This window comes from Halomonas rhizosphaerae, assembly GCF_030010555.1.
Classification (GTDB): Bacteria; Pseudomonadota; Gammaproteobacteria; order Pseudomonadales; family Halomonadaceae; genus Halomonas; species Halomonas rhizosphaerae.
Window position 1 is genome coordinate 242,564 of record NZ_JASCQP010000027.1, and the last position, 24,317, is coordinate 266,880.

Consider the following 24,317-nt stretch of genomic DNA (forward strand, 5'->3'; position numbering starts at 1 on the left):
ATCCTGATACCAGAATTCCGCAGCATTGCTGGAGGTATCATGGCAAAGCGAGGTCGGCCTGCCACCCGGATTACCGTCACAGACGATCAAATGGATGAGCTGAATCGGCGAGTAGCAGCTCGGAAAGGACCCGCCGATGAGCGGCTCCGCGCCTTGATCATAAAAGACGGTGAGCCCGGCACGTCGATTGGCAAGCGATTGGGCATCACTGCACAAACGGTCTCGAAGTGGCGGCGTCGCTTTGCCGACTATGGTCTGGACGGCCTGTATGATGAAGTTCGTAGTGGTCGCCCACGTTCGATTTCCGACGCCGTGGTGCAGGAAGTCGTTGATCGGGTCCGCCAGGAAAAGCCGGAGGATGCCAGCCACTGGAGTACGCGCTCCATGAGTGAAGTGACAGGAATTTCCCCGGCCAGTGTGCACCGAATATGGCGGGCCTTCGGCCTCAAGCCCCATATGGAGAGGACGTTTAAGCTGTCTACCGATCCCGCTTTCGTCGACAAGGTGCATGACGTCGTCGGTCTCTACATGGATCCTCCTGACCGGGCGATCGTTCTGTCGGTCGACGAGAAGAGCCAGATTCAGGCACTTAACCGTACCCAGCCAGGCTTGCCATTGACGTTTGGACAGCCTGAAACCCGTACCCACGACTATAAGCGCCATGGCACGACCTCGTTGTTTGCTGCGCTGAACATTGCAACAGGTGAAGTCATTGGTCGCCTCAAGCGTCGCCATCGCAGTACGGAGTTTCTGGAGTTCCTCAATGCCATCGACCGGTCAGTGCCAGCGGATCTCGATGTCCACCTCATCCTGGACAACTATGGGACCCACAAGACCGACAAGGTGAAGGCCTGGTTGGCGGAGAGGCCGCGTTATCATGTTCATTTCACGCCAACATCAGCCTCATGATTGAATCTGGTAGAGCGATTCTTTTCCACGATCAGCGAGAGGTGGATCAAGCGACAGGCGCACACCAGTGTGAAGGACTTGGAGGATTCCATCCGTCATTACCTGACGGTCTATAACGAGGATCCCAAGCCTTTCCAATGGCGCAAAAACGATGACGAGATAGTGTCCTCGGTGGGTCGAGCTGCATCAGCTCTTAAGCGACGCCCCGACGAGCCAGATTAATTATGCGAACTTGGAAAACATCACACTAGGCATCGCGAAGAGACTCATATACATCGCCCGCCTCTCTTGCCTTGCGGTCTTCGTAAGGACCGGCAAGTCGTCGGTAGGCCTCAAGTTTGGCACACTCTAATACGCCCACTACTTCATTTATTCGAGAATACCTGAGTCCGCCATGGGAAACGACATAGGCGTCTACAAGCCTTGTAACGAGGTAGTTTAGTTCTCCAGCCGTCTCAGGCTTAGATCCGCTATTTAAGGCCTCTCGGCGGTCTTGATCAATATAAGGCATGTTACGTGCCCTCCACTATTGTTGAGCGAAAAAGAAGTTGGGCCAATAGCCCGCAGCAAAAAATGCCACAATGCAAAGAACGTAGATTATTCGCAGCCATAGCTTGTGACTTTTCAAACGACTTCTCGTTCTATCCAGTGTGAGCAAACGTAGCCTGGATGATGTGTCGAGGCCGACGGAGTCTGAATGCTCTATCTCTTTCAGTGCCTCCCGGCCAATGTTCACTAGTTCTTCATTTCGAAACTCCAGCACCAGGAACGCGAGGGAAACGAACGAACCGATGTACGCAGTGGCCGAAGCAAACATCAGATTTTTACTGTCAAGTCCGCTATTGTAAGCAACCAGTAGAATCCCGATAAACACCAAAAAGTAACGAAAAGCCAAGAGCCTCTGAGCCGCGTGATACTCAAACCAATTCCATGCGTAGCTGAGCTTTTCTTGATCTGTGAGTGCCATGATTTCACTCCTTGCTAGCTGGACTTATCAAGATTTCGACACCTGATTTTACAGCATTTCCCGCCGTGCGGCATGGTGAAAAATGTTGTAAAGTTATACTGCACGTCATTCACTGCCCCTAAACTTCAATAAATTAAGTATAGATCGGCAGAATAACTGTTCAACACCAGTAATCGCGGCCCATGCATAACACAGATGAACGTGCAAGATACCTTTGCCGACACAGCCGTTTTGGGTCGTCCGCTGCACTCCACCCTCATAAACCAACTTGACCAATCGTGTCATATACATCACCGTCTTCCCTCTACAGGGTAGCGTCAATTCCCTGCCATGTCGTATTAGACTTTTAATTTATATTGCAGAGATAAATTTCCACACCTGTGACTGTCAGCCATACCACCTTTCAAAAATTAGCGAGAAACTTATGGACACGCCAGGTACTGTAATGGCCGAACCCTTGGGCTACACCACAATCAGCCCCTCTACTCTCTCAGCTCTTGCTATGCTGACAAAGTGACCAGCAAGGAGGCTCTTCACCATGATACGAGTCGAGACGCTCGCGAGGCGGGCCTGGCAGCTCAAGGAGCAGGGCTATGCCATTGAAGACATTGCCGATGCGATGGGAAAGCCGACCAGTGCTATCGAGTTATGGATCAGCCGCTGGCCCGAGATCGCTCAGCAGGAGGCTCCCTGGCATGAGGGGCTGAGCATTCGCACTGTGCACTGTCTCAGCGAGGCCGGCATCACCAGCCGAGAAGCCCTAGCCGAGGCATTGGAGAGCGGTAAGATCCAACGCGATCAACCACCAGGCATTGGCGTATCTCGGCTGGTAGAACTCAGGCGTTGGCTGAAAGACACGGGTACCGCGCTTCCTGAAGCACCGACCAGGGCCATGATAATCGACCTGTCACTCGAGGCCGAAGCGGCACTCAAGCATCTCAAGACAATGTCGGGGCAGAATGCCTCCCAGCTGATCAGCCGGCTGCTGGTCGAAGCTGATGAAATCAACCCGAGCGACTGACCATGTGTGGACGCTTCGCACTGTTCTCTGATCCTCCCCGGATCTCGCGTCGCCTCGGTCTGCCCGAAGCAGAGGCGCAATGGCAGGCACGGTACAACATCCCTCCCGGGACCTGGATTCCTGCCGCTAGGCGACGCGATGACGACTCTCCCCTAACACTGGATGAGGTGTGGTGGGGCTACAAACCACGCTGGGCCAAGGAGGACGCCCCTGAGCCGATTAATGCCACTGTCGAGAAGGTGGCCACCTCCAACTCTTTCAAGGGAGCGTTCGCCCACCATCGCTGCCTGGTGCCGGCCGATGGCTGGTTCGAGTGGGTCGCAGTTGATGGTCAGAAGCAACCGCACTTCCTGTGCCGGGAGGATCGGGAGCCCATCTGGCTGGCAGCCATCTGGGCCGAACGCGCAGACGGTGCACCCGGCTGCGCTATCCTGACCGAACCCGCTCGCGGAGTTGCCCAGCAGATCCATCCCCGCATGCCGCTAGTGCTGGATGACGAGAGCCTGGAGCCATGGCTCGATCCGGACATGACAGACCGCGAGACGTTGCGTCAGATCATTCATCACCTGAACGCTGAGCACATCACTCACTGGCCAGTGTCATCTCGAGTCAACAAGCCCGCCGAGAACGATCCCAGCCTGATTGAGCCGGCCACTTAGGACTAGCATTGATCTTTGTCCATGCGCCCACGACCATGGGAAGTTTTACGCATGGAGCACACTCTGGATGGTCGCTCGTCTGTTCGTTGCCTGGCTGGCCCTCCTCCCCCTGTCGACCCAGGCCGATGTCCTGATTGGCAGCTGGAACATCCGCCATCTCGGCTGGGACAACGACAAGGCAATGCCTCAGGTGGCTCATGTGGCCAACCACTTCGACCTGCTCGCGATCCAGGAGCTGATGGATACCTCGGCCCTGGCGCGTCTAGAGCAAAAAGTGGAAGCCCTCTCCGGCGAGGCTTGGTCCTCAATGGCCAGCCGTGAGCTGGGCCACTCGTCCTACACCGAACACTATGCCTTCCTGTGGCGCGAGAGCGAGGTCACATACGAAGATGGCGCAGTGGTATACCTCGATCACGGTGATGTCTTCAGTCGTGAACCCTATGCGGCTCGCTTCCGTGACCTGGAGACCGACGACGTGTTTACCGCCGCCACAGTGCATGTTGTCTACGGAGACGGTGTCAGTGACCGGCTACCGGAGATCCAGGCCCTGGCCGATTACTGGCAGTGGCTGGACGAGATCGCCAGTGGTACACCGCGCCTGCTGATGGGAGATTTCAATCTGGCGCCGAACCATGACGGCTGGGCGCCACTGCGAGCGCTCGGCGCGGAGCCGGCGATCATCGAAGGACGCACGACTCTGGGCACGACAGCGGGAGCCTACAGCAACCTCTATGACAACTTTTGGTTCGACGCCTCTGCCCTGGATCCATCCGATCGCGGCATTCTCCGCTTCCCGGATCTCCTGTCCCTGAGCCACCAGGATGCTCGTGACCGCATCTCTGACCACGCACCGGTCTATGTCGGCCTGAGCGGTGCTGAGCTGCAACGGGTACATGACGCCAACGGGAAGCGGATGCCTGCCTCTTCGCCCCCTGAGTGCATCGATCTCAACACCAGCCGAATCTCGCAGCTAGATGAGCTACCCCACATAGGCCCTGCCCGGGCCGAGGACATCGTGGAAGGACGACCGTGGGCATCTACTGATCACCTTACCCGTGTTAACGGTCTTGGTACCGCCAGGGTGCAGGAGATCCAGGCTAGCGAGCTGCTATGCCAGTGAGGAATTAGCGCACCTTGGGTAATTCGTCCCAACGCGTCGTCCAGCGCGGTGTACGGTTAGCGCATCGGAGATGCCAGGCGGCACCGGGCGAGGGGCGCCCAAACGTCACGGTGCCTCGACCCATCCGGCGGTTGAGGTTATCAAGGGTCACCATAAGGCGGTCGTTACGTTCACGGTCGGCTCGGCTCTGCGTAGTATCCAGCAACGAGAGCTGTTGCCGGTTGGCATCCACCAGATCGATCAGCATCACGCCGGCCTTCATGAATCTGTAGTGGGGACGAAAGATGGAGTTAAACGCCTGACTGGCGGCATGCAGGATGTCAAGGCTATCGTCGGTGGGCTGCGGCAGCTCCACGATGGTGCTGGGGGAGTACTGCGGCAGATCGGGACGGTGACGATTGGTTTTTAGGAATACGTAGACTGCACGCGCCACGCTGTCCTGGGCACGTAGCTTCTCGGCGCTGCGCTGAGCATACTGGCGGATCGCCTGGTGGATCTCCTGTCGGTTGTCGGTCAGACGGCCGAAGGACCGCGAGGTCATGATCCGCTGACGCGCCTCCCCCGGGTCGTTCATCTCGATACATGGAACGCCCTTTAGCTCCAGACAGGTACGCTCCAGGGTCACCGAGAAGCGCTGGCGAATCTTTTTCGGGTCTGCCTGTGCCAGGTCCCATGCCGTCTGCATGCCAAGTAAACCAAGCTGCTCTACCAGCCGACGCCCCACACCCCAAACGTCACTAAGCGCCACCTGCTGCAACAGGGCCTCGCACTCAGCACTGCCGGGACTGAGTACACAGACGCCGCCATAGATCGGTATCTTTTTGGCCGCCCCGTTGGCCAGCTTAGCGAGGGTGCGGGTCGGAGCGATCCCCACGCTGACCGGGACGTGCGTGAAGCGGCGCACCTTGGTGAACAGTTCCTGGGCATGGGCATGCATCTGTTCTGGGGCGAAGCCATCGAAGCGGACGAACATCTCGTCGATCGAATACGGCTCAACCCCTGCCGAGAACTCCTCAAGCACCTGCTGCACCCGTGAAGACATGTCGCCATAGAGTTCGTAGTTGGACGACAGCAGCTGGATCCGGTGCCGACGCAGCAGCGGCCTCATTTCAAAGGCCGGCGTGCCCATCTCCACGCCCAGTGCCTTGAGTTCATTGGAGCGTGCGATCACGCAGCCGTCGTTGTTGGAGAGCACACCCACGGGAACGCCCTCCAGACGGGGCTGGAAGGCCCTCTCACAGCTGACATAAAAGTTATTGCAGTCGATGAGCCCGATCACAGCGTTGGCTTCCAGGCTACACCGGATACTCATGAACCACGGCACGCACCACGCCCCAGGCTTGGCACTCTAGATCGGCAGCTGGGATCGGCCGATAGTTCGGGTTACTCGAGGTCAGGTAAGGTCGATTGCCCAGCAGCTCATAGCGCTTCACCACCAGTTCCCCTTCCACTGATGCCACCAGGATGTGACCCGGCCTCGGCTCGATAGCGCTATCGACCACAAGGAGATCGCCAGCATGGATGCCGAGCGCTTCCATGCTGTCGCCTGTCACCGTCATGAAGAAGGTCGAGGACGCTCGCTTCACCAGCCGTTCGTTGAGATCCAATGTGCGGCCCTCGTAGTCCTGGGCCGGGCTGGGAAATCCTGAGAGACCGCCCCGCGTGAGCGTCAACGGGAATGGGAGCGGCAAGGCCGGCGGTTCCGGATGGGCTGGGATGAGCGCACTGTGGGACATGATGGCCTCCTATCGATACCTGATATTTATACAGTATCAGGCAGGAGGCGTCGCCTGCCAAGGCTTCTGGCCACTCGTGGGCTGGCTTTGGTCTACTCCATTGTCAGCAGGGGGATTTTTCTTCGCAAGCAGTCCATTAGAAAGAACTGAATTTCTGTATGCAGCCAGAAGCGGCCATTGAGATTTCCCTGATATTTAACGCGAAGAGAAGCTGCGGACCGTCAGCGAGCCGCATTACGCGAATTGTTATTGGTTGCTTTACCAAAGTTCTCCAAGAGCCGGCACTGAGTCTGCATCTATTCCCTCATCACCAATTCCTGTTCGGTAAATTTCAATATCTTTTCGCTCACAAATTATCCGGAGTGCTTCGAAGAGAGATGGATTCATTCGATGACCAACTATTATCCGTCTTACGGGATTAGGCAGTTCAAAAAAATGCTCTCCGTGCAAGATCCGGAATTCTTTTTCATATGACCAATCTATATATTTTGAAGCAAATATGTGCCGCGCAGTTTCACGAGGTACATTAATATCCTGGAAATTTACATTGGTGAATACGCCCCCATACTCCATCTTCACCAAACTTGGATGATTGTCGGGAATATCGACCTCAATTGCCACACCAGAAAACCCGTCTGCATAGTGGGCCCAAAGCAAATGGCTGTCATAGGTGCTCGAAAGCGAGCAGATCCGAACTTTCTTTTTCTCTGTTCTAATATCATCTAAATGGGCCGAACGATCTACTTCGTCGGTAGACCTGTGAGAGTAGACGAATTGACCTTCCATTGGATCATTGAGCATTGTCCAATCTGCACAGTAAAGGCGGTCGTTAAACATGATGTCGAGGGTGAACTCAATCTGAGAGGGTTCCCTAAATTTATACAATAGCATGAATCGTCAACCTCTCCTAAGAACTAATAACGCCCGCATTTGCAGCTGGTTGGGAGCGCAGCGAAAAACAAGTTCGAGAACATGCACTTGTTACAAGCTTGGTTCACGATACTGCTCATGTAGTTTCAATTTTGCTTCCTCAAGTTGTGACAAGAGAGCCTCTTTAACTTTGTTTGTTGAAATTGAAGAAGTTTTATCGCTAAAGCTTATACTAGCAACCGTAATCAGCAATTCGGCATCACTTCTTTCACGACTAATGAATTCGCTAAACTCAAATACAATCTTACAATCGCCAGAGCACTCTTCTTGAGAAAAAGAGTATTCTGCCTCGATACGGTATACCTCTAAAAACTGATGATAATGTTTATCTTTCACAAAAAACGTTGTATGAATATCATTGCCCTGAAGAATCATGTTTTTTATCTTATCTTCCATCCAAGAAATATCACCTGGCAATTCCGTCTTTTTATCTGGTCTAAAGCCTATATCCTTAGTGTCTTTAAAGTACAAAGCCTCCTTAAGTTGCTTCTGAGATAACTCCTGTAGAAATGCTACCCTGCTGGAATTATTGAAGTCGTTAAATCTAATACGCCTGACCTCTGCCTCGCTGCTTACAAACCCCTCACATTTCATATTCTGGACGATTTTTCGAGAAACCTTATCCGCAACAAGCTTAGTCTCTTGAGATGTATGATTCAAACTCATGCTTACATTTAAGTTATCGACGCCTTTCCTTAGCGTAACTTTACCAGAAAATTGAGAAGTATTTTTATCCCAACTTTTTGTTAAATCATACCTCTCCACTTTGAACTCCATTTCCACATGATCTTGATCTCCATCTACCGCTTTAAAATTAGGCGCTCCCAATACTTTGTAGTTAGAAAACGGCTGATCAATAATATCTTGTATATTTAGCTCTACCGGGATCGCATCGAGTAAAGGCTTGTCGCCTCCAGCCCATGGTATACTCTGCGTGTGGACCTTTGGGTTGTCCTCTTTTCCTTTAACTTTATCAATCAGCTCTTCAAGCTCATAAGGCGAGATTCCGGTCTTTATAAGGACCGGAATCGTATTTACCTTTTCTTCATCAGAAAAAAAAACACCCCTTCTTCTCAAAATTGACTTAATGTCGGCCTTAGTAATTCCCGGTTGACTAAGAAACTCTCTTAACGGATCACCATAAGGTAAGAGAAATCTTTTATTGTTCATTTACAAGCCCCCTAAAATCGCCATTAGAACAATGGACTTTGACGTCAAAAAGAGAGGCTCTCTCGCCTAGACTTCTAATACACTTATTCACTATTGTCTTATCTTCCAGCTCATCATACTGAGTGAATATAAATATAAATTCTTGCGAAAAATCTTGAGAAATATCGCTAGCAAAATTCAACAGCCGCTTCATAGCATCTTCACTAAAGTTCTCTATTGTTGAAATACAAAACTTTTGTTTACCATTAGACTTGTCGATCAATCTCATGGGGATTATGGGAGACGTAATATACTCCAGCGGCAGAATTTTTCCATATTTCTCTATACTTTGGTCTGTATAGTTTGATGAATTAAATGAATAATGAAAATTTAGTTCACTTGTATCGTAAATGCGGCGTGCAGTTACAATTGAGTTATATATAAAAGCTGCCCTAGCGTTGTCGATCACCTGAATACTGCTAAAATCAAGCTCCTTGTCAAGTATTACCCCAGAAACCTTCCCAATCACATCTTGTTCGGAATCACGATCGCCGCTGAACCAGAACAGAACACCTGTATCATTCGACTTCCTTATTCCCAAACCTTCGTATTCTCGGTTGGATTGGTCCCGTAGCTCTGATCTTGCAAAACATTCAATTGTCTGAGAAAGGTCAGCAATATGTTCTTTAAATTTGTTATTCGGAGGATTAGGGTAAGCTTTGGATGTGTATTTTACTGAAATAATTGCGTTAGAAATCGTAAAATCTTCCAGCTGGCTCTTATGTGGGAAGAATAGATCAATGCCATGCGTTGTCCTAGGCGACCTTTCCTTCTTTGCATGCTTCTCAGGTTTGTTGCACTGCAAAGTTTCACCATCACCAGGTGCAGCCCAACCAATCATTTTTAGGAATTCGAGCACAACCCTTTCGCCGTGTTCGCCTATTTTCTTAGATAGTTCTCCCATACCACTTCCTTTTATAAATGTGAACTCTGGCTATGACTTGCAACAGGTATTAGACAGCGCGCTCGTTTAGTGATTTGAACGAACACGCGCGTTTAAGAATGTTATACAGCACGCATGCAGAGCCACTAAGGCACTGAAAAATATAAATTACGCATAGCTCGGCTACATAACATCGATCATCGCGCATGCTGTATATCCCCCAATGAACCTGCTTGCTGCCATCGCCACCATGTCCGCATAGGGCCGTTTCTCACCTTTCACCTGACAACCGAGCAAGCTTGAACGCATCCCCCTTCATATGACCATATGACCATATGACCATATGACCAGGCACGCTACCGCGAGGGAATCCTGACGCGAGCAGACGCCTCCCCTTCCATGGAAGCCCAAGGTGTCGCCATTTAGAGACATGGCAGCATCAGGCAGATACATACTTTCACATTACAGCCTAATCAAACTTTTCCGGATTAGCGAATGATGACTTTGATTCGTGTCAACGTAGTGCTACGTCGGTCATAGGTGAGAGGAGGTCTATGTAAGAGATTGCCGACATATCCTGTAATCCATCGCCCATGAAGGAAAACATACGCCGTGCTAGCTGCTACCCTACCGGCCTTGCCAAGGAGGACAGGATGCGACTCATCGCGATGGCTATAGCTTTACTGCCGCTGGCCGTGCACGCCCAGGTCATGAAGTGCCCTGATGGCTCTTACAGCGATCAATGTTCGGGAGGAGAGGCCTTCCAGAGTAGCAGCGTTTCTAGCTATTCAGCTCCTGAGCGGCATCCTATTCGCCCGCTACCTAGCACTAGACGCTCTAGTAGCCAGAGAAATACAGGAGGCATCGCGTCAACGCGCCCATCCTCAGGCCCGAGTTCGGTAGCAGACCGAGCCAGAGGTATGGGAATCAGCCGGAATGACCTGGTAAAGGCCCGAAGTCGCGGAATCATCCTGATTGGTATGGAAGAAAAGGATGTGATCGATATCCTTGGCAAGCCAAGTGATGTCGATACCAGCACTGGATATGGTTCCCGCTGCAAAACCATGTATTGGCATGACCGCCGAGGCAATCTGACTGACTACGTCAGCACCTGCGGCGGCAGGGTCGATTACTACAGTAAAGGCTAGACCAGTCGCTGGTCGACAAATGAGGCACCCGCGAGCGCCTCACCGCCTGGGGTATAAGAAGCAGCTGGAGGCCGCCTGGCTACCAAGAGTCGGAAACTGAATCCCGACGACGGCATCCTCGCTATGTATACCTCCGCTCAACGTACCTTCCGGCGAAGCCTGCATCAGCAACCACGAGCTGCCCCTTTATCCCCTAGCAACTCGGTTGGACATTCCCGCTGCGCGCACCGACGCTTGGCCTAGGATGAAGACCGGGCATTACGGGCGTGATGTGGCTCCACACTAGGCAAAGGGGATACGGGGATGACCATTGCCGCTTTCGTGGTTGGGCTTGTGCTGTTGATCGTAGGAGCGGAAGGGCTGGTCCGGGGAGCTTCACGGCTGGCCGCCCGCCTGGGTATCTCATCGCTGATCATTGGCCTGACAGTCGTCGCCTTTGGCACCAGCTCGCCGGAACTGGCAGTCAGCCTCAAGGCCGCAATAGACGGCCAGGCCGGGCTTGCCATGGGCAACGTAGTAGGAAGCAACATCTTCAACGTGTTGTTCATCCTCGGGCTCTCGGCACTGATCGTGCCACTGGCGGTAGCCCAGCAACTGGTGCGCATCGACATCCCACTGATGGTAGCCCTGTCGGTGCTGGTGCTACTGCTGTCACTGGACGAGGCCATCGGACGTTTCGATGGTCTGGTGCTGGTGACCGCTCTCGCCGCCTATACAACCTTCCTGCTGCGTCAGGGCAGGCGTGCTGCCAGTCCTGAATCCACCACCAGGGCCTCACCGCCCTGGGGCACTGACATGCTGCTGGTAGCGGGTGGATTGGGCCTGCTGGTGATCGGTTCGCGCTGGTTTGTAGAGGGTGCCGTGGCCTTCGCCGCCTACCTGGGTGTCAGTGATCAGGTGATCGGGCTGACCATTATCGCTGCGGGCACATCGCTACCCGAGTTGGTGACCTCGATCATCGCTGCCTTGCGCGGTGAACGCGACATCGCCGTGGGCAACGTGGTAGGCAGCAACGTCTTCAACATTCTCGGCGTGCTTGGTCTCACCGGCCTGCTGGCTCCCTCGGGTATAGCTCTCTCGGAAGCCATGGTCGGTTTCGATTTGCCGGTGATGATCGCAGTTGCCCTGGCGTGCCTACCGATCTGCTTTACCGGAGGCCAGATCAGCCGCTGGGAGGGAGGTGTTTTTTTGGGGTACTACCTGGCATATACCCTTTATCTGATCCTGGCAGCGGCACGCCACGATGCCCTGCCTGGATTTAGTGTGGTGATGCTCTACTTCGTATTGCCGATTACGGCGCTGACACTTGCTCTGCTCACGTTTCGGGATTTTCGGCGACCGCGAATACGCTGAGGGCGATGCCTCCCCCACAATCGACGCAGCAACGTCACTGTGCCATGTCCATTTCTAACCATTGAGCTGCCAGGATGAGGGACAAACGGCCATGCCTGAGTGTTCCTTCAGGGTGGAGTTGCTGAGCAACCGAGGCGAGGGGTAGGTTGCGCTAATGGTTGGTCTCGCCATGTTGCGCACCCTCGCGGTGCGCGTCATATCATATGCGCCAGTAAGGCTATGACGGCATCCAGACTGGATGTCTGTCTTAAAGGCCAGCAATCTGTGCAGTATTGCCGGTATGCCGGTGGGGCCGGTGTTGCAGCAGGGTTAGTGGCGTTCTTCCAGTCGGGAGAGAGGCTTACTCAGCAAGCAAGCTCGGTGTCGTCTCCGCTGAAAAAGGTTTCATCGTCTGCTGAACCCAGATTTCGAAGTGATCATGCATCGCTTGACGCGCCAACTCCCGATCTCGCGTCTTGACGGCATTCACAATTGCGATATGGGTTTCGTTGGTGGTCTTTTGCGCCTCTCGGGACTGTCTTGCCAGGATCCTTCGCTGGTGAAGAACCTTCTTCAGTACCGATGAGAGTCCTTGGAAGATGATCAAGATGGCCGGATTCTTGGCCATCATCGCCAGCTGTTCATGAAAGTCGTAATCGGCTTGTATACCTTCGAGAACATCGGTGGAGTTCACAATCTTGTCACAGAGCCGCTGAAGCCTCTCCAGCTCATGGGGTTGATGATTCACCGCAGCGGCTTGGACGATCTCTCTTTCGAACATTTCTCTTGCCGTTTCGAGATGATCGACCGATATATAATTTAGCTTTAGCGCAAGTTCGAAATAGAGCTGAATGAAGACCGGCTCAGGCATCTTTAGAAAGGTGCCACTGCCCTGCTTACGCTCGATGAATCCAAGGCTGTGTAGCACAGAAAGCACATTCCGCACCGAGGAGCGGTGCATCGCAAAGTGCTCACACAGCGCTCTCTCCGGCGGGAGTTTCAAACGGCCGTCCTTGGTTGGCTCTGAGACGGAAACGAACTCCTTGAGCCTTTCCAGAAGGTTCGGATCAATCTGGCTCATAATGGCATCCAAGCGTTGCCCCCCATACCACGGGGTAGAGGGGCAGGTTAACATAGTCAGTGGATGTGCATACCACCGTTGACATCCAGGGTAGCCCCTGTGATGTAGCCCGACAGCTCGCTAGCCAGGAACAGGAAGGCATTGGCGACATCATCGGGCGCGCCTAGGCGGTTCAGCGGAATGCCCTCCAGAATCTTGGCCTTCATCTGGTCGTCGAGCTTGCCGGCCGTGATATCGGTGGCGATCAGGCCCGGGGTGACAGCGTTAACCCGAATCCCGTTGGCCCCAAGCTCTCGTGCCATGGCCTTGCCAAGCCCCAGCATACCCGCCTTGGCAGCACTATAGTGCGGTCCACCGAAGATCCCCCCACCACGCTGGGCGGAGACAGAAGAAGTGTTAACAATAGAACCTGAATTAGCTTTCTTCATATATGGCACGACGGCTTGTGACATATAAAGCATGCCGCGCAGATTTACATCAAGAATCCGGTCGTAGTCTTCCGGCGAAATTTCCTCGAACTTCACCGGCTGAGTGATACCGGCATTGTTGACGAGCACATCGATGCGACCAAATTTTTCGTTAACGGCCTTCGCGAGATTCAGGCAATCATCTCGATTAGCCACGTTTCCGGTCACTACCAGAGAACGCTCGGGATCAAACTCACCGCGTACCTTCTCACAGGCCTCCTCGTTGATATCGGAAATCACCACCGAGGCCCCTTGCTCGTAAAAGAGTCTGGCGGTTCTCAAGCCGATTCCCTTTTCACCTGCGGCGCCGGTGATGATACATACTTTGTCTTTAAGCAGCATGGTAGTGTCCTCTTATGCATTCTCGGTAAGGAAATCCAGCTCCTCAAGGGAGCGGGAAACGCACGACTCGATCATTTCGAGCGGCAGGGGGAGTTCATCGCGCCATGGTTGCGCACTGGCATCACGATGAAGGCGGAACGGAAGTTCCAGGGAAAATGGCTTGCCCTGTATTAGAAGCTCCGTTGCCACTTCGGCGTCATCCACATCCCCCTTTCCAAAGGGAACGAAGTCGATTCCGTCAGGCGTTCGGATACAGGGTTTGAGATGGAAATGGTCAGCAATACTCATGGCCGCGCGGACATCGCCAAGCGGTTCACGCTCGGGGCAATGCGACAAGAGATTGCCAACGTCATAGTTGATACCAAAGGCATCACGATCCACTCGCTCCAGCAGACCTGCCACGTCGCCGGCATGGTCGAGCACGTTGGGGACTCTGTTACCTGGGTTCTCGAGCAGGATGCGCACACCATATTGCTTAGCTATCGCCGCCAGAGTGTCGGCCTGGCGGAAGAAGGCGTCACCACGATCGCGCGAGGCGGCATTGGTGATCACGAAGGAAGCCCCCAGGGACGCAGCGAAGCGACAGCGCGCCTCGAGCCTGACAGTGGCATCCTCACCACCCAGGTCGATATGGCCGGAAAAGTAACGACACTCCTGCCCATGTCGCTGCATCTCGCTCTTCAGATCGTTGGCAAAGGTGTCGGTAAAGTCACTATCGGTAAAGGCTTCTACATAACCATCGATGAAGGCAAACTCCACATGACGGACGCCACAGCGAGCCAGCGATGGCAGGATGGTATGGAACCCATAGCCATCATACGCCGCCGTACTGACTGATACATAACTCTTCATACATTCTCCTCAGTCCGTTGCTTCAAGACAGCTCAGTACAAGATCAGAGCCGGCACATAAGACACCAGCAACAGCACGATAATGGCTACCAGATAGAAGGGAACGAGTTCCTTCACGACGGCCCCGATACGCTCACGGGCAATGGCAGAGGAGACGAACAACGTGGTGCCGATAGGAGGCGTGAACAAGCCGATACTGAGGTTCACACACATCATGATACCGAGTTGCACGAGGTCCAGACCGATCGCATTGCCAATAGAGACAAGTATGGGTCCAAGAAGCAGAATGGCAGCGGGCAGATCAAGGAACATGCCAATGAAGAGCAGCAGCAGATTAATCGCCAGGATAATCAGGATCGGATGCTTCAGATACTCCAAGGACCACTGGGCAACTGCCTGAGGCACGCCTCCGGAGGTCAAAATGTAGGCAATGATGTTGGCTGCGGTGATGATCAGCAAGACGATGCCGCTGGTGATCACCGTGTTCACCAGCGCACTCATGACGCGCTCAGCAGAAAGATCGCGATAGATCACGGTGCTGACCACCAGAGCATAGGCTACGGCGATGATGCTAACCTCGGTAGGTGTGGCGATACCGACTCGCAGCAGCACGACAATGAATACGGGCATCAGCAGCGCCGGCAGCGCATTTATAAGCGTACTTATTACCTCAGACCGTGTGTACTTGAGGGTAAGCCTCGGGAATCCACGGCGTCTGCCAACGATATAGCAAGTCAGCATCATGCCAGCGGCGAGCATGAGAGCCGGTATCACTGCCGCGATAAATAGTGACGCAATAGACGTATTCGAGACGGTGGCAAACAGAATCAGGGGAATAGACGGTGGCATCAGGCCAGCGATCACCGACGACGCCGAAGTAACGGCCGCGCCAAAGGCACCTGGGTACCCTTCCCTCTTCTGCCAAGGTATCAGCATGGAGCCGAGGGCCGAAGCTTCGGCCACCGAAGAGCCGGAGACACCACCGAATACGGTCGACCCTACCACAGTGACCTGTCCGAGACCGCCATGATACTTACCCACCAACATGGAAGCCAAGTTCACCAACTTCTGGCCCAGCTTGCCTGACATCATCAGGCTCCCCGAAAGAATGAAGAAGGGTATCGCTAACAGAGGAAAGCTTTGTGTCGGTTGAAAGATCTTCATGACCGCCATGCTTGATGGCATAGGTCCGAAGACGGACAGTGCTGCCCAACCACTAATCACCAGCGAATAGCCGACCGGCATCGCCATCAAAAGAAACAGGATAAACGCTATAAGCATCTGGGCCGTCATATCCCATCCTCCCCGTGAGAGACTTGCGGTTCGGAGAATTTATCTCCACCGGTCAGGACTATCGCGATGTTCATCAGCGAATCGACTGCGAGGCCAATGAACCCTATCACCACCGCCCAATAGGCCCATGACATGCCAAGACCTGTAACCGGCAGTCGCTGGCTTCCTGCGATCTCGACGACGTCGAGTGCATGGACGGCCATGGTGGCAAAGGCGATCATCGCGATGCCGTCGACGGTCAGAACGACAATTTTCCTCGGCAATCTTGGCAGCTTCTCCACCACAAGATCGATGCCGATATGCTCGTTCTTGGCAGCGGCGGCAACGATGGCGCTCATCGTCAACCAAGGGAAGAATAGATTGGGCACTTCTGTGACCCAGCCCAGATTGGTGGAAAACACATAACGGACCAGTACAGCCATCAGCAGCGACAGGAACATCACAACGATGGAGATAATGGAGATCCACTTGAAGGTGTGGTAAATCGCATTTTTTGAGCGCACTAGCAGTGAAGGGGGCGCACCCACTTCACTGCTGCGGCTCTCTTCAGAGAGCTTCATGGAAAGCCCCTCCCGTTACTGCGACTCGCTCTGAGCCGCGTTGACGACCATCTCGACCAGGTCCGGGTATTCTTCACGCCACAGGTCGTAAACGGAGGAAGTGGCCTCGATGAAGGGCTGCTTTTCCACTTCGTTGAATGCCACGCCAGCTTCTTCCATTTCTTTGCGCAAATCTTCATCGGCCTGGAGCGATGCCTGACGATTGAATTCACCAGCCTCGACTGCCGCTTCCTGAATCACTTCCTGCTGCTCAGACGAAAGGGTGTCCCAAACGGCCTTGCTCATCAGCAGCGGGGTGGACTCATATTTATGGCCTGTGAGCGAGATGTAGTCCTGCACCTCGTAGAGCTTGGATGAATAAATATTCATCAGCGGATTCTCCTGGCCATCCACGACCCCCTGCTCGAGGCCGATGTACAGTTCGGAGAAGTTCATTGGAGTCGGGTTGGCACCCAGTGCCTCAAAGATGTCAACGGTCATCTCATCGGGTGGTGTACGGATCTTGAGACCGTCAAGGTCCTCAGGGGTCTCGATCGGACGCACACTGTTGCTGACATGGCGAATGCCGTTGTCCCACAGCGCGAGAAGCACCAGGCCCTTCTCTTCTGAAATCTTCTTCAGCTCGTCGCCAACTTCGCCATCCATCACTTTCCAGGCAGTGGGAAGCGAATCGAAGAGGAAAGGAAGGCCTAGCACGGAGAACTCCGGAACGACACTTGAAGTAGTGCCTTGACTATTAGCGCTTAGAGCCAGTGTCCCCATTCGCATCTGGGTCATGGCCTCCATATCGTCGCCATACTGGGAATTGCCACCAATGTCCACCACCAAAGTGCCGTCGGTGCCTTCTTCTACCAGCTCCGCAAACCTTTCAGACGCATCCCACTTAGGATTACCCTCAGCAGCACTGTGGGTAAGCTGAAGCGTCTGTTGTGCGATGGCGGCACCGGAAGCAAAAACGGCACCGGCGAGCACAGATCCAATTACTGTTGTTTTCATGGCGTGTCTCTCTCTTCACATGATTGTTAAAAAGGAATGTATAACTTTAGATAGTTGGCATGATGTCTTCATCGCTGGAGACATACTGCTCCAGGGTTTTAACTACCTCCTTTGTTGAAATACCATAGAGATCGTGAAGGGTCGGCAGAGCACCAGCGCCCAGGAATTCGTCGGGAAGACCAATTTGGCGGAACGTGACCGAGACACCTTCCCTCATCAGCAGTGAGGCGATGCTTTCCCCCAGCCCGCCGACGACCGAATGATTCTCTGCCACGAACACGGGACGGTCGGGATGACGACGTACCTCCTCCAGAATGGCCTCATTGTCCAACGGCTTGATCGTGGCGCAGTGCATGACGCCCACCTCGACACCATTCTCCTTCATCTGATCGGAGGCCTCGATCGCCCGAGTCGTCATCAGGCCAGAGGAGATAATCAGGGCATCCTTACCATCAATCAGCCGCTTGGCCTTGCCAATCTCGAAGCGGTAGTCTGGGAACCGATCCAGGACGCGCGGTACCTTGCCGCGAAGAAGGCGCAAGTAAACGGGCCCATCGAAATCCACCATCGCCTGCACCGACTGCTCGATGTCCACCGCATCGCAGGGGTCGATGATGGTCAGGTTCGGCATGCCACGGAAGATGGCGACATCTTCAGTGGCCTGGTGGCTCGGCCCGTACCCGGTCGTCAGCCCCGGAAGCGCACTGATGATCTTGACGTTCAACTTCTCCTCGGCAATCGCCAAGCAGATGAAGTCGTAAGCTCGACGTGAGGCGAAGACACTATAGGTCGTGACGAAGGGGATGAAACCCTCACGAGCCATGCCCGCCCCTGCCATCATGAGCAACTGCTCTGCCATGCCCATCTGGTAATACCGATCGGGATAGGCCTGGGCGAAGATGTGCAGATCGGTATACTTGCCGAGGTCCGCCGTCATGCCTACGATCTTCGGGTTCTTTTCAGCGGCTTTTACCAGCGCGTGCCCAAACGGGGCCGACGTCGTTGGCGTGCCTTCATCGGCGATGGACGCAATCATTGCCGAGGTTTTCAACTTCTTCTTGGCGCTCATTTCATATCCTCCTTACTGGACACCGTAGACTTCATCGAGCTGCTTGAGCGCCACACTCCACTCATCCTCATCAACGCGAATGAAGTGGGTCTTGTCCCGAGTTTCCAGGAACGGCACACCACGGCCCATCAGGGTGTCGCAGATAATGACGCGGGGCTTGTCGGAGCGGCTTTCCATGGCATTGTCGAAGGCGTCGATCAGCGCCTCGAGATCATTGCCGTTGACGCGATACGTCTCCCACCCGAAGGCGGTCCACTTGTCGGCAATCGGCTCATAGTTGAGGACGGTGGACGACTTGTCGTCGGCCTGCTGATCGTTGACGTCGACGATGGCAATCAGGTTATCCAGCTTCCAGTGGGCGGCGGATGCGACGGCCTCCCAGGTCGAGCCCTCATTCAGCTCACCGTCCGACAGCAGGTTGAAGATGCGCGAAGCACTTTCTTTGCGTTTCAGACCCAGTGCCATGCCGACCCCAATGCCCAGGCCATGGCCCAGGGAGCCACCGGTGATCTCCATGCCCGGCGTATAGTCGGCCATGCCGGACATGGGCAGGATACTGTCGTCGCTGCCGTAGTCTTCGATCTCCTCCTCGGCGATGACACCCGCCTCGATCAGGGCGGCATAGAGAGCGATGGCGTAGTGGCCGATAGACAGCAGGAAACGATCCCGCTCTTCCCATTCCGGGTCCTTGGGATCCAGTTTCAACGCGTGGAAATAGGAGACGGCCAGGACATCGGCAACCCCCAAGGCCTGGCCAACGTAGCCCTGCCCCTGCACCTCGCCCATCCGCAAGGCGTGGCGGCGAATCTTGTAGGCTCGCTGCCGAAGCGCCTCGACAGCGCTGGCCTTCGGCCCGATAGCGGTTTGACTCATTTCAGTCACCTCCAATTGGTTGACCATTTCAAGGTAGGGATAGTCGCTCCTAAGCGAAATACGACTTTTGTCTATTCCTGGCATAGCTAATATTGCGTCAAGCGATGCTATAGAACTTAGTTAGCATTTATTTAGCACGCTATTGGATGTGGCCGCGACGATATCACGCAGTCTATACGTTTAATATCAGCACTTTATGTAGGTTACATCAACACCTGACCTCTCTCTCTTTGATGAACATCGCTGTCACCTAAATTAATGTCACGGCATCTAGGTAGCTTGATGGAGGCCCAGGTAATTGCATTTTTCTTTTCTATTGGTTGACCAATATTGGCAGGGTGAGGTCCTTGCATAGCCTTGCTGCCAAAGATATCAACTTCCACCGCTCCATAGGCGAGGCGAGGCCAAGCCACTGCTGGAAGAAGTAAGCACACAGGATTCGCTCCAGCCCGATCGGCTGCTGGTCACGATTGCCGGCGGGGGTTCGGGAAGTGAGACGGCGCAACCGTTAGCTGAGCACTGGGTGTGTAAACCCATCAGGTTGTTCACGGAAAGGCCCAGCCGGCTAACCGGAGGGTGGTAATTCAGAGACTGGCATGCGGTCGGTGCCAGTTGTACTGATGAAGCCAGGTAGGCAGATGCCTGCCGCGCTCATCCGAGCTTAAGTATGACCGAGCGTAGGCCCACTGGCGTAGCGCCGTCTGGATGAACCGCTCCGCCTTGCTATTTGTGCGTGGACTGTAGGGCTTGGTTCGGCGATGTTTTAGACGCCGGCACAGGCGCTGGAAGCGGCGTGAGCGATAGCAGGCGCCGTTGTCGGTGAGCACCCGGCTAAAGCGGATGCCAAGATTGGCGTAGTAGCACACGGTCCAAGCAGGGGCTATGGGGATCTGAGGCGTGTGGTGTAGGCAACGCACCCGAGGAGTGAGGCGAAAAGCGAGCCGTCATGCCGGGCTGAGCGGGATCCACCAAGATAGAGCCGTGGATCCTCCCTACCCCACGGCCCAACTTTCAGCTGCCGGCGACCAAAATGCGCCACGGAATTCGAAGACGCGCTGATGGGCTCTGGGGCGATGTGGTGTAGGCAACGCACCCGGTTGTTGAGGCGAGAGGCGGGCCATAGGGCCGCGCTATGAGGGACTCACTGGGATTGGGAGCGGATCCTCCTTACCCCCACGGCCCTGCTTACCGCTGCCGGCGCGCAGCATGTGCCATGGAATGCCTTGATTGGCGCCACGGAATACCTTCACGTGCAGAGCGGACCTCGGGCGATGTGGTGTAAGCAACGCACCCCGGCTGGTGAGGTGAGAGGCAAGCCATCGTGCCTATCTGGGGGGTGCCAACCTGGATAGAGTCGTGAATCCTCCCTACCCTACGGCCCTATTTTCAGCTGCCGGCGAGCAGAATGCGCCACGGAATACCTTCACGCGCAGAGGGGACCTCGGGCGATGTGGTGTATGCAACGCACCCTGTTTGGTGTGTCGAGAGGCGGGCCATCGGGCTTATCTGGGGGTGCCAACCTGGATAGAGCCGTGGACTTCCCCTACCCCACAGCCCAACTATCAGCTGCCGGCGAGCAGAATGCGCCACAGAATACCTTCACGCGCAGAAGGGACCTCGGGCGATGTGGTGTACGCAACGCACCCCGGTTGGTGAGGCGAAAGGCAGGCCATCGTGCCTACCTGAGTGGGATCAACCAGGATAGAGCCGTGGCTCCTCCCTACCCTACGGCCTTTTCGCTCCCGGTGAGCGATCGTGCCAAGTTGACCGCCCGCCAGCCCCTTTCCAACGTGCCATCGTGACTGGGTTGCTCACCAGCACCCGGATGTAGTGTAAGTAACACATCATCGTCCATGGATGACGCATGAACCATCGTTCCTCGATATGTCGCTCGACGAGAAGGCTTGGTAGGAGCAACCAAGAAAAACTTGTTCTACATCATCGATGGTCAATCGGCCATAATATCAGTTATTGCAGTCGGCAAGGCACGTCGCCTTCCTTCACCCTGTGGGGAGGGGTTGCCTTACCGCCTTAATCAAGAACCTTAACGATAAATCGCGTCGGTCACCACAACTCCTAGGATCAACAGGTAAATCAGGAGTGGCTAGTTTTGCGAGAGCTGGGCGAGGTGTTTATTAAGGCTTTTGGTAGACAGACTATTGAAGGAGGTTGAATATGCCAGTCACAAAAGTCGAGCGTGAGAGGCTCTATGAGCAGGTTTGGTCGCGTCCTATGAGCCACTTGGCACATCAATATGGCGTTTCGGGCCAAAAGCTTAAGGAGATTTGTGAAAGAGCAAATATTCCAACCCCTACCTCAGGCCACTGGTCACGCGTCGCCGCTGGAAAGGCCGTGCATCAACCGAAACTTCCTAAATCATCTCCGGAGTCAATATGGGTAACTATTGCTCCTACCGTCCATCGCAAAAAAAAGCCAGCACCTTCCTGCCATGAAGAAGGTCCAAGTACAACAACTCATCCAGCAGCCGATCTGGATGCAGTGGTACCAACAAAAACAACCAAGTCCAGGCGAGATGATGACTTGGTGGTGCCAGCTAAGCTGGGGCGTGCACATCGGATCATCGCGGGCTGGCTTACGGAACACAAGCAGAGGGAGGAGGAAGCCAAGCAGCACCACTGGATTAACTTCCCCCCTACACCCTTTTCCCCCATGGATCGACGCCGCCATCGCATTTTGGATACATTTCTCAAAGCTATTGAGAATGTAGGAGGCAAAGCCTTGGAAGAGGAACGTAGGTCGTTGGCTGTCGAGCTAGAAGGGGAAAAGATCCCTTTTCAACTTCGCGAAAAGCAAAAACAGATTCGTCGCCCACTAACCGACACTGAGAAACGCTGGCACAGGCCCGGAGACAAGGAGTGGCGTCAGGAACTTCAGCCCACCGGAAAGCTCATCTTTGAGGTCAAGCGCTACCTGCCTTCAGGCTTCAAGACCCAATGGCTGGAAACTGATGAAATCCCCATGGAAGAGCTACTTTCTGAGATTTTCAAGACACTACGACAGGTTGCTCCGATACTAGCGCAGCAGACACGGGAAAGGTTGGAGCAAAAGCGACTTTCTGACATCGCAGCCCATGAGCGCTATTTGGCCGAGCAGGCTCGCAAACGTGACGACAATCAGTGGCAACGTTTTCTCGAAATTGCCGATACATGGCAACATTACGAGCATGCACGCAACTTCCTAGAAGTCCTCAAGCAGATCGATCTCACTCCAGACTGCAAGGTGGGAGAGAAAGCGTTGGCGGAGTGGATATGCTGGGTAGAACGCCGAATTCAAGCTGGGAATCCGCTGAATCAAGGCTTAGAAGCGATTTTTTCTGATATAGAGAAAATCACTAGCTATACATATTCCAAAAAGATGGATCATTGGAGATACTAAGGGAGCCTCTGAACAATTCGCTCCTGGTTCGACTGAATCGCTCAGGCTGGTCAGAGCATCGTCTCAGCGATCGTTTCACGAACACCTCAGATGGTCTGTTTTTACCTAATCGCCGCTTTTCCGGCTGTCAGACCGGATTCAAGACACACTGCCCCCGTTAACATGGGCCTGGCATCGTCCTGTCAGCACCAGGTTGCCGAGGGCAAACAGCGTGAATAGCTGTGCATGGTTCTTGACCAGCCCCTTGTATCGAACCTTCCAGTAACCGAAGAGGGTCTTGATGACATGAAACGGGGCTCTACCTTAGCCCGGATGCAGGACTTGGCTTTCTTGATCGCCAGCAGCAGCATCTTCATGGGGCTGTCAGCTTCGAGAGGGCGCAGTGCTTGGTCGCGATACAACACCAGGAGTCAGGAGCCCCCTTCTCTTCGTCGAGATGCTTCCACATACCGGTCTAGCCCGCATCGCCGTATACTTGCTTGTCATCCTTACGGACCAGGGCGCCGGCCATGGTGACATCGGCAACGTTGGCCGAGGTGGTGGCGACACCGTGTGTCCGCACAGTGACAGCATCGACGCCGATGTGGGCCTTCAGGCCGAAATACCACTGGCTGCCCTTTTTGGTCTGCTTCATCTACGGATGGCGTTGCTTGGCCTGGTTCTTGGTGGAGAGCGCGGCCGCCACGATGGTGGCGTCGACGATGGTGCCCTCGCGCATGAACAGGCCCTGCTCGGCCAGGCTGGCGTTGATTTCCTCGGAGATTCGCTGGGTCAGGGCATGCTTCTCAAGAATATGTCGGAAACGCAGCAGCGAGGTGGCGTGCAGCATGCTCTCGATGGCCAGGTCGATACTGATGAGGTCACTCATCGCCTGGATGCGTAGTTGACCTCTTCGAGCACCTCGTCGGCGAGGGCGTACCACTGTTGCAGGAAGTAGATCCACAGCATGCGCTCCAGGCCGATCGGAGGCCGACCGCGCTTGCCCGCCGAGTTCGGGAAGTAGGGCCGCGACAGCACGTCGATCAGCCGTTGCTAAGGCATCAGCGCGGCATCTGGGCCAGGAATCCTTCTCGGCGGGTAACCCTTTTCTTGTTCTGTTGCTCTGTCTGGGCGAACGAGGTCTGCTTCATCGGATGACTCTGTCAGACGGTGGCAGGAAGGTCAGATTCTACCCCGCCGATGGCTGCCCGGCAGCTGCGGCGGGATTTATGCAGCGTTTCCCTAGTGGAGGTCTTGGTCCTGATCGATCAACAGGATATGCCACCCTTCCTACCACGTCACATACACCAGAGTTGATCTTGACTCATCATCGAAAATGGCAAACCTACTTACCGTGCTGCAATGCAATGACTTTCCACAGAGAAAAAATAACCAGAAAATTGCGATATCGCTGAGTTGAAGCCGCTCTACACCTACGCCTACCCTGATTATGTAACATAATATTTTCATAGTCTTCGAAAAATCAAGAGCGTCCC

The 24,317-nt window shown here is 54.3% G+C and carries 20 protein-coding genes and 3 pseudogenes; 6 read left to right on the forward strand and 17 right to left on the reverse strand.

Going from position 1 to position 24,317, the window contains the following annotated elements:
* Window positions 1-39: 39 nt before the first annotated feature.
* Window positions 40-1,131, forward strand: a pseudogene (locus QLQ83_RS11970) (IS630 family transposase).
* A gap of 25 nt (window positions 1,132-1,156) precedes the next feature.
* Here the strand turns inward: QLQ83_RS11970 and QLQ83_RS19550 are convergent.
* Window positions 1,157-1,420 (reverse strand): DUF6899 family protein, encoded by a 264-nt coding sequence (locus tag QLQ83_RS19550; RefSeq protein ID WP_411971131.1) that lies wholly within the window; start codon window positions 1,418-1,420, stop codon window positions 1,157-1,159.
* Window positions 1,421-1,435: 15 nt separating this feature from the next.
* The gene (locus tag QLQ83_RS11975; RefSeq protein WP_282735753.1) at window positions 1,436-1,876 is read right to left on the reverse strand and encodes a hypothetical protein; all 441 of its coding nucleotides are present in this window, start codon (window positions 1,874-1,876) and stop codon (window positions 1,436-1,438) included.
* A gap of 538 nt (window positions 1,877-2,414) precedes the next feature.
* Between QLQ83_RS11975 and QLQ83_RS11980 the strand changes: the two genes are divergently transcribed.
* From QLQ83_RS11980 to QLQ83_RS11990, 3 genes are all read left to right on the forward strand, one after another.
* The gene (locus tag QLQ83_RS11980; protein WP_282735754.1) at window positions 2,415-2,897 is read left to right on the forward strand and encodes a hypothetical protein; all 483 of its coding nucleotides are present in this window, start codon (window positions 2,415-2,417) and stop codon (window positions 2,895-2,897) included.
* Window positions 2,898-2,899: 2 nt separating this feature from the next.
* Window positions 2,900-3,556 carry an SOS response-associated peptidase gene (locus QLQ83_RS11985; protein ID WP_282735755.1) on the forward strand — a complete coding sequence of 219 codons (657 nt, stop codon included), beginning with the start codon at window positions 2,900-2,902 and terminating at the stop codon, window positions 3,554-3,556.
* Between the two features lie 67 nt (window positions 3,557-3,623).
* Entirely contained in the window at window positions 3,624-4,676 is a 1,053-nt protein-coding gene (locus QLQ83_RS11990) for a helix-hairpin-helix domain-containing protein (protein ID WP_282735756.1), read from the forward strand.
* Window positions 4,677-4,680: 4 nt separating this feature from the next.
* Here QLQ83_RS11990 and QLQ83_RS11995 read toward each other — a convergent pair whose 3' ends face one another.
* The 5 genes from QLQ83_RS11995 to gapS4a all read right to left on the reverse strand — a co-directional run bounded on the left by QLQ83_RS11995 (window position 4,681) and on the right by gapS4a (window position 9,455).
* Entirely contained in the window at window positions 4,681-5,988 is a 1,308-nt protein-coding gene (locus QLQ83_RS11995) for a Y-family DNA polymerase (protein WP_326521409.1), read from the reverse strand.
* Entirely contained in the window at window positions 5,972-6,412 is a 441-nt protein-coding gene (locus tag QLQ83_RS12000) for a LexA family protein (RefSeq protein ID WP_282735758.1), read from the reverse strand. Before QLQ83_RS12000 ends, QLQ83_RS11995 begins: the two co-directional genes overlap by 17 nt.
* A 258-nt stretch (window positions 6,413-6,670) precedes the next feature.
* Window positions 6,671-7,303: a DUF2971 domain-containing protein gene (locus tag QLQ83_RS12005; RefSeq protein WP_282735759.1), complete on the reverse strand. Its 633-nt coding sequence runs from the start codon at window positions 7,301-7,303 to the stop codon at window positions 6,671-6,673.
* A gap of 90 nt (window positions 7,304-7,393) precedes the next feature.
* Window positions 7,394-8,512 (reverse strand): GapS4b family protein, encoded by a 1,119-nt coding sequence (gene gapS4b / locus QLQ83_RS12010; protein WP_282735760.1) that lies wholly within the window; start codon window positions 8,510-8,512, stop codon window positions 7,394-7,396.
* Entirely contained in the window at window positions 8,502-9,455 is a 954-nt protein-coding gene (gene gapS4a, locus QLQ83_RS12015) for a GapS4a family protein (RefSeq protein ID WP_282735761.1), read from the reverse strand. The genes gapS4b and gapS4a overlap by 11 nt, the downstream gene beginning before the upstream one ends.
* A gap of 1,430 nt (window positions 9,456-10,885) precedes the next feature.
* Here gapS4a and QLQ83_RS12020 point away from each other — a divergent pair.
* A complete protein-coding gene (locus QLQ83_RS12020; protein WP_282735762.1) occupies window positions 10,886-11,935 on the forward strand; it encodes a calcium/sodium antiporter in 1,050 nt (349 codons plus the stop codon).
* Window positions 11,936-12,275: 340 nt separating this feature from the next.
* On the opposite strand, the gene QLQ83_RS12025 is transcribed toward QLQ83_RS12020, so the two are convergent.
* The 9 genes and pseudogenes from QLQ83_RS12025 to QLQ83_RS12065 all read right to left on the reverse strand — a co-directional run.
* Entirely contained in the window at window positions 12,276-12,995 is a 720-nt protein-coding gene (locus tag QLQ83_RS12025; RefSeq protein WP_282735763.1) for a FadR/GntR family transcriptional regulator, read from the reverse strand.
* Between the two features lie 56 nt (window positions 12,996-13,051).
* Window positions 13,052-13,804 carry an SDR family NAD(P)-dependent oxidoreductase gene (locus QLQ83_RS12030; protein ID WP_282735764.1) on the reverse strand — a complete coding sequence of 251 codons (753 nt, stop codon included), beginning with the start codon at window positions 13,802-13,804 and terminating at the stop codon, window positions 13,052-13,054.
* Window positions 13,805-13,816: 12 nt separating this feature from the next.
* Complete coding sequence (locus QLQ83_RS12035; protein ID WP_282735765.1) at window positions 13,817-14,656, reverse strand: sugar phosphate isomerase/epimerase family protein; 840 nt, start codon at window positions 14,654-14,656, stop codon at window positions 13,817-13,819.
* Between the two features lie 32 nt (window positions 14,657-14,688).
* Window positions 14,689-15,948, reverse strand: a complete 1,260-nt coding sequence (locus QLQ83_RS12040; RefSeq protein ID WP_282735766.1) for a TRAP transporter large permease — start codon at window positions 15,946-15,948, stop codon at window positions 14,689-14,691.
* Entirely contained in the window at window positions 15,945-16,508 is a 564-nt protein-coding gene (locus QLQ83_RS12045) for a TRAP transporter small permease (RefSeq protein ID WP_282735767.1), read from the reverse strand. Before QLQ83_RS12045 ends, QLQ83_RS12040 begins: the two co-directional genes overlap by 4 nt.
* A gap of 15 nt (window positions 16,509-16,523) precedes the next feature.
* A complete protein-coding gene (locus tag QLQ83_RS12050; RefSeq protein WP_282735768.1) occupies window positions 16,524-17,504 on the reverse strand; it encodes a TRAP transporter substrate-binding protein in 981 nt (326 codons plus the stop codon).
* Window positions 17,505-17,550: 46 nt separating this feature from the next.
* A complete protein-coding gene (locus tag QLQ83_RS12055; RefSeq protein WP_282735769.1) occupies window positions 17,551-18,573 on the reverse strand; it encodes a transketolase family protein in 1,023 nt (340 codons plus the stop codon).
* 12 nt (window positions 18,574-18,585) lie between these two features.
* Window positions 18,586-19,446, reverse strand: a complete 861-nt coding sequence (locus tag QLQ83_RS12060) for a transketolase (RefSeq protein ID WP_282735770.1) — start codon at window positions 19,444-19,446, stop codon at window positions 18,586-18,588.
* A gap of 522 nt (window positions 19,447-19,968) precedes the next feature.
* A pseudogene (locus QLQ83_RS12065) lies at window positions 19,969-20,306 on the reverse strand (integrase core domain-containing protein); the annotation flags it as partial.
* A gap of 1,315 nt (window positions 20,307-21,621) precedes the next feature.
* On the opposite strand from QLQ83_RS12065, the gene QLQ83_RS12070 reads away from it, so the two are divergent.
* On the forward strand, window positions 21,622-22,842 hold the full coding sequence (locus tag QLQ83_RS12070) for a ferritin family protein (RefSeq protein ID WP_282735771.1): 1,221 nt from the start codon (window positions 21,622-21,624) through the stop codon (window positions 22,840-22,842).
* A 138-nt stretch (window positions 22,843-22,980) separates the two neighbouring features.
* Here QLQ83_RS12070 and QLQ83_RS12075 read toward each other — a convergent pair.
* Window positions 22,981-23,972, reverse strand: a pseudogene (locus tag QLQ83_RS12075) (IS5 family transposase).
* Between the last annotated feature and the right edge of the window lie 345 nt (window positions 23,973-24,317).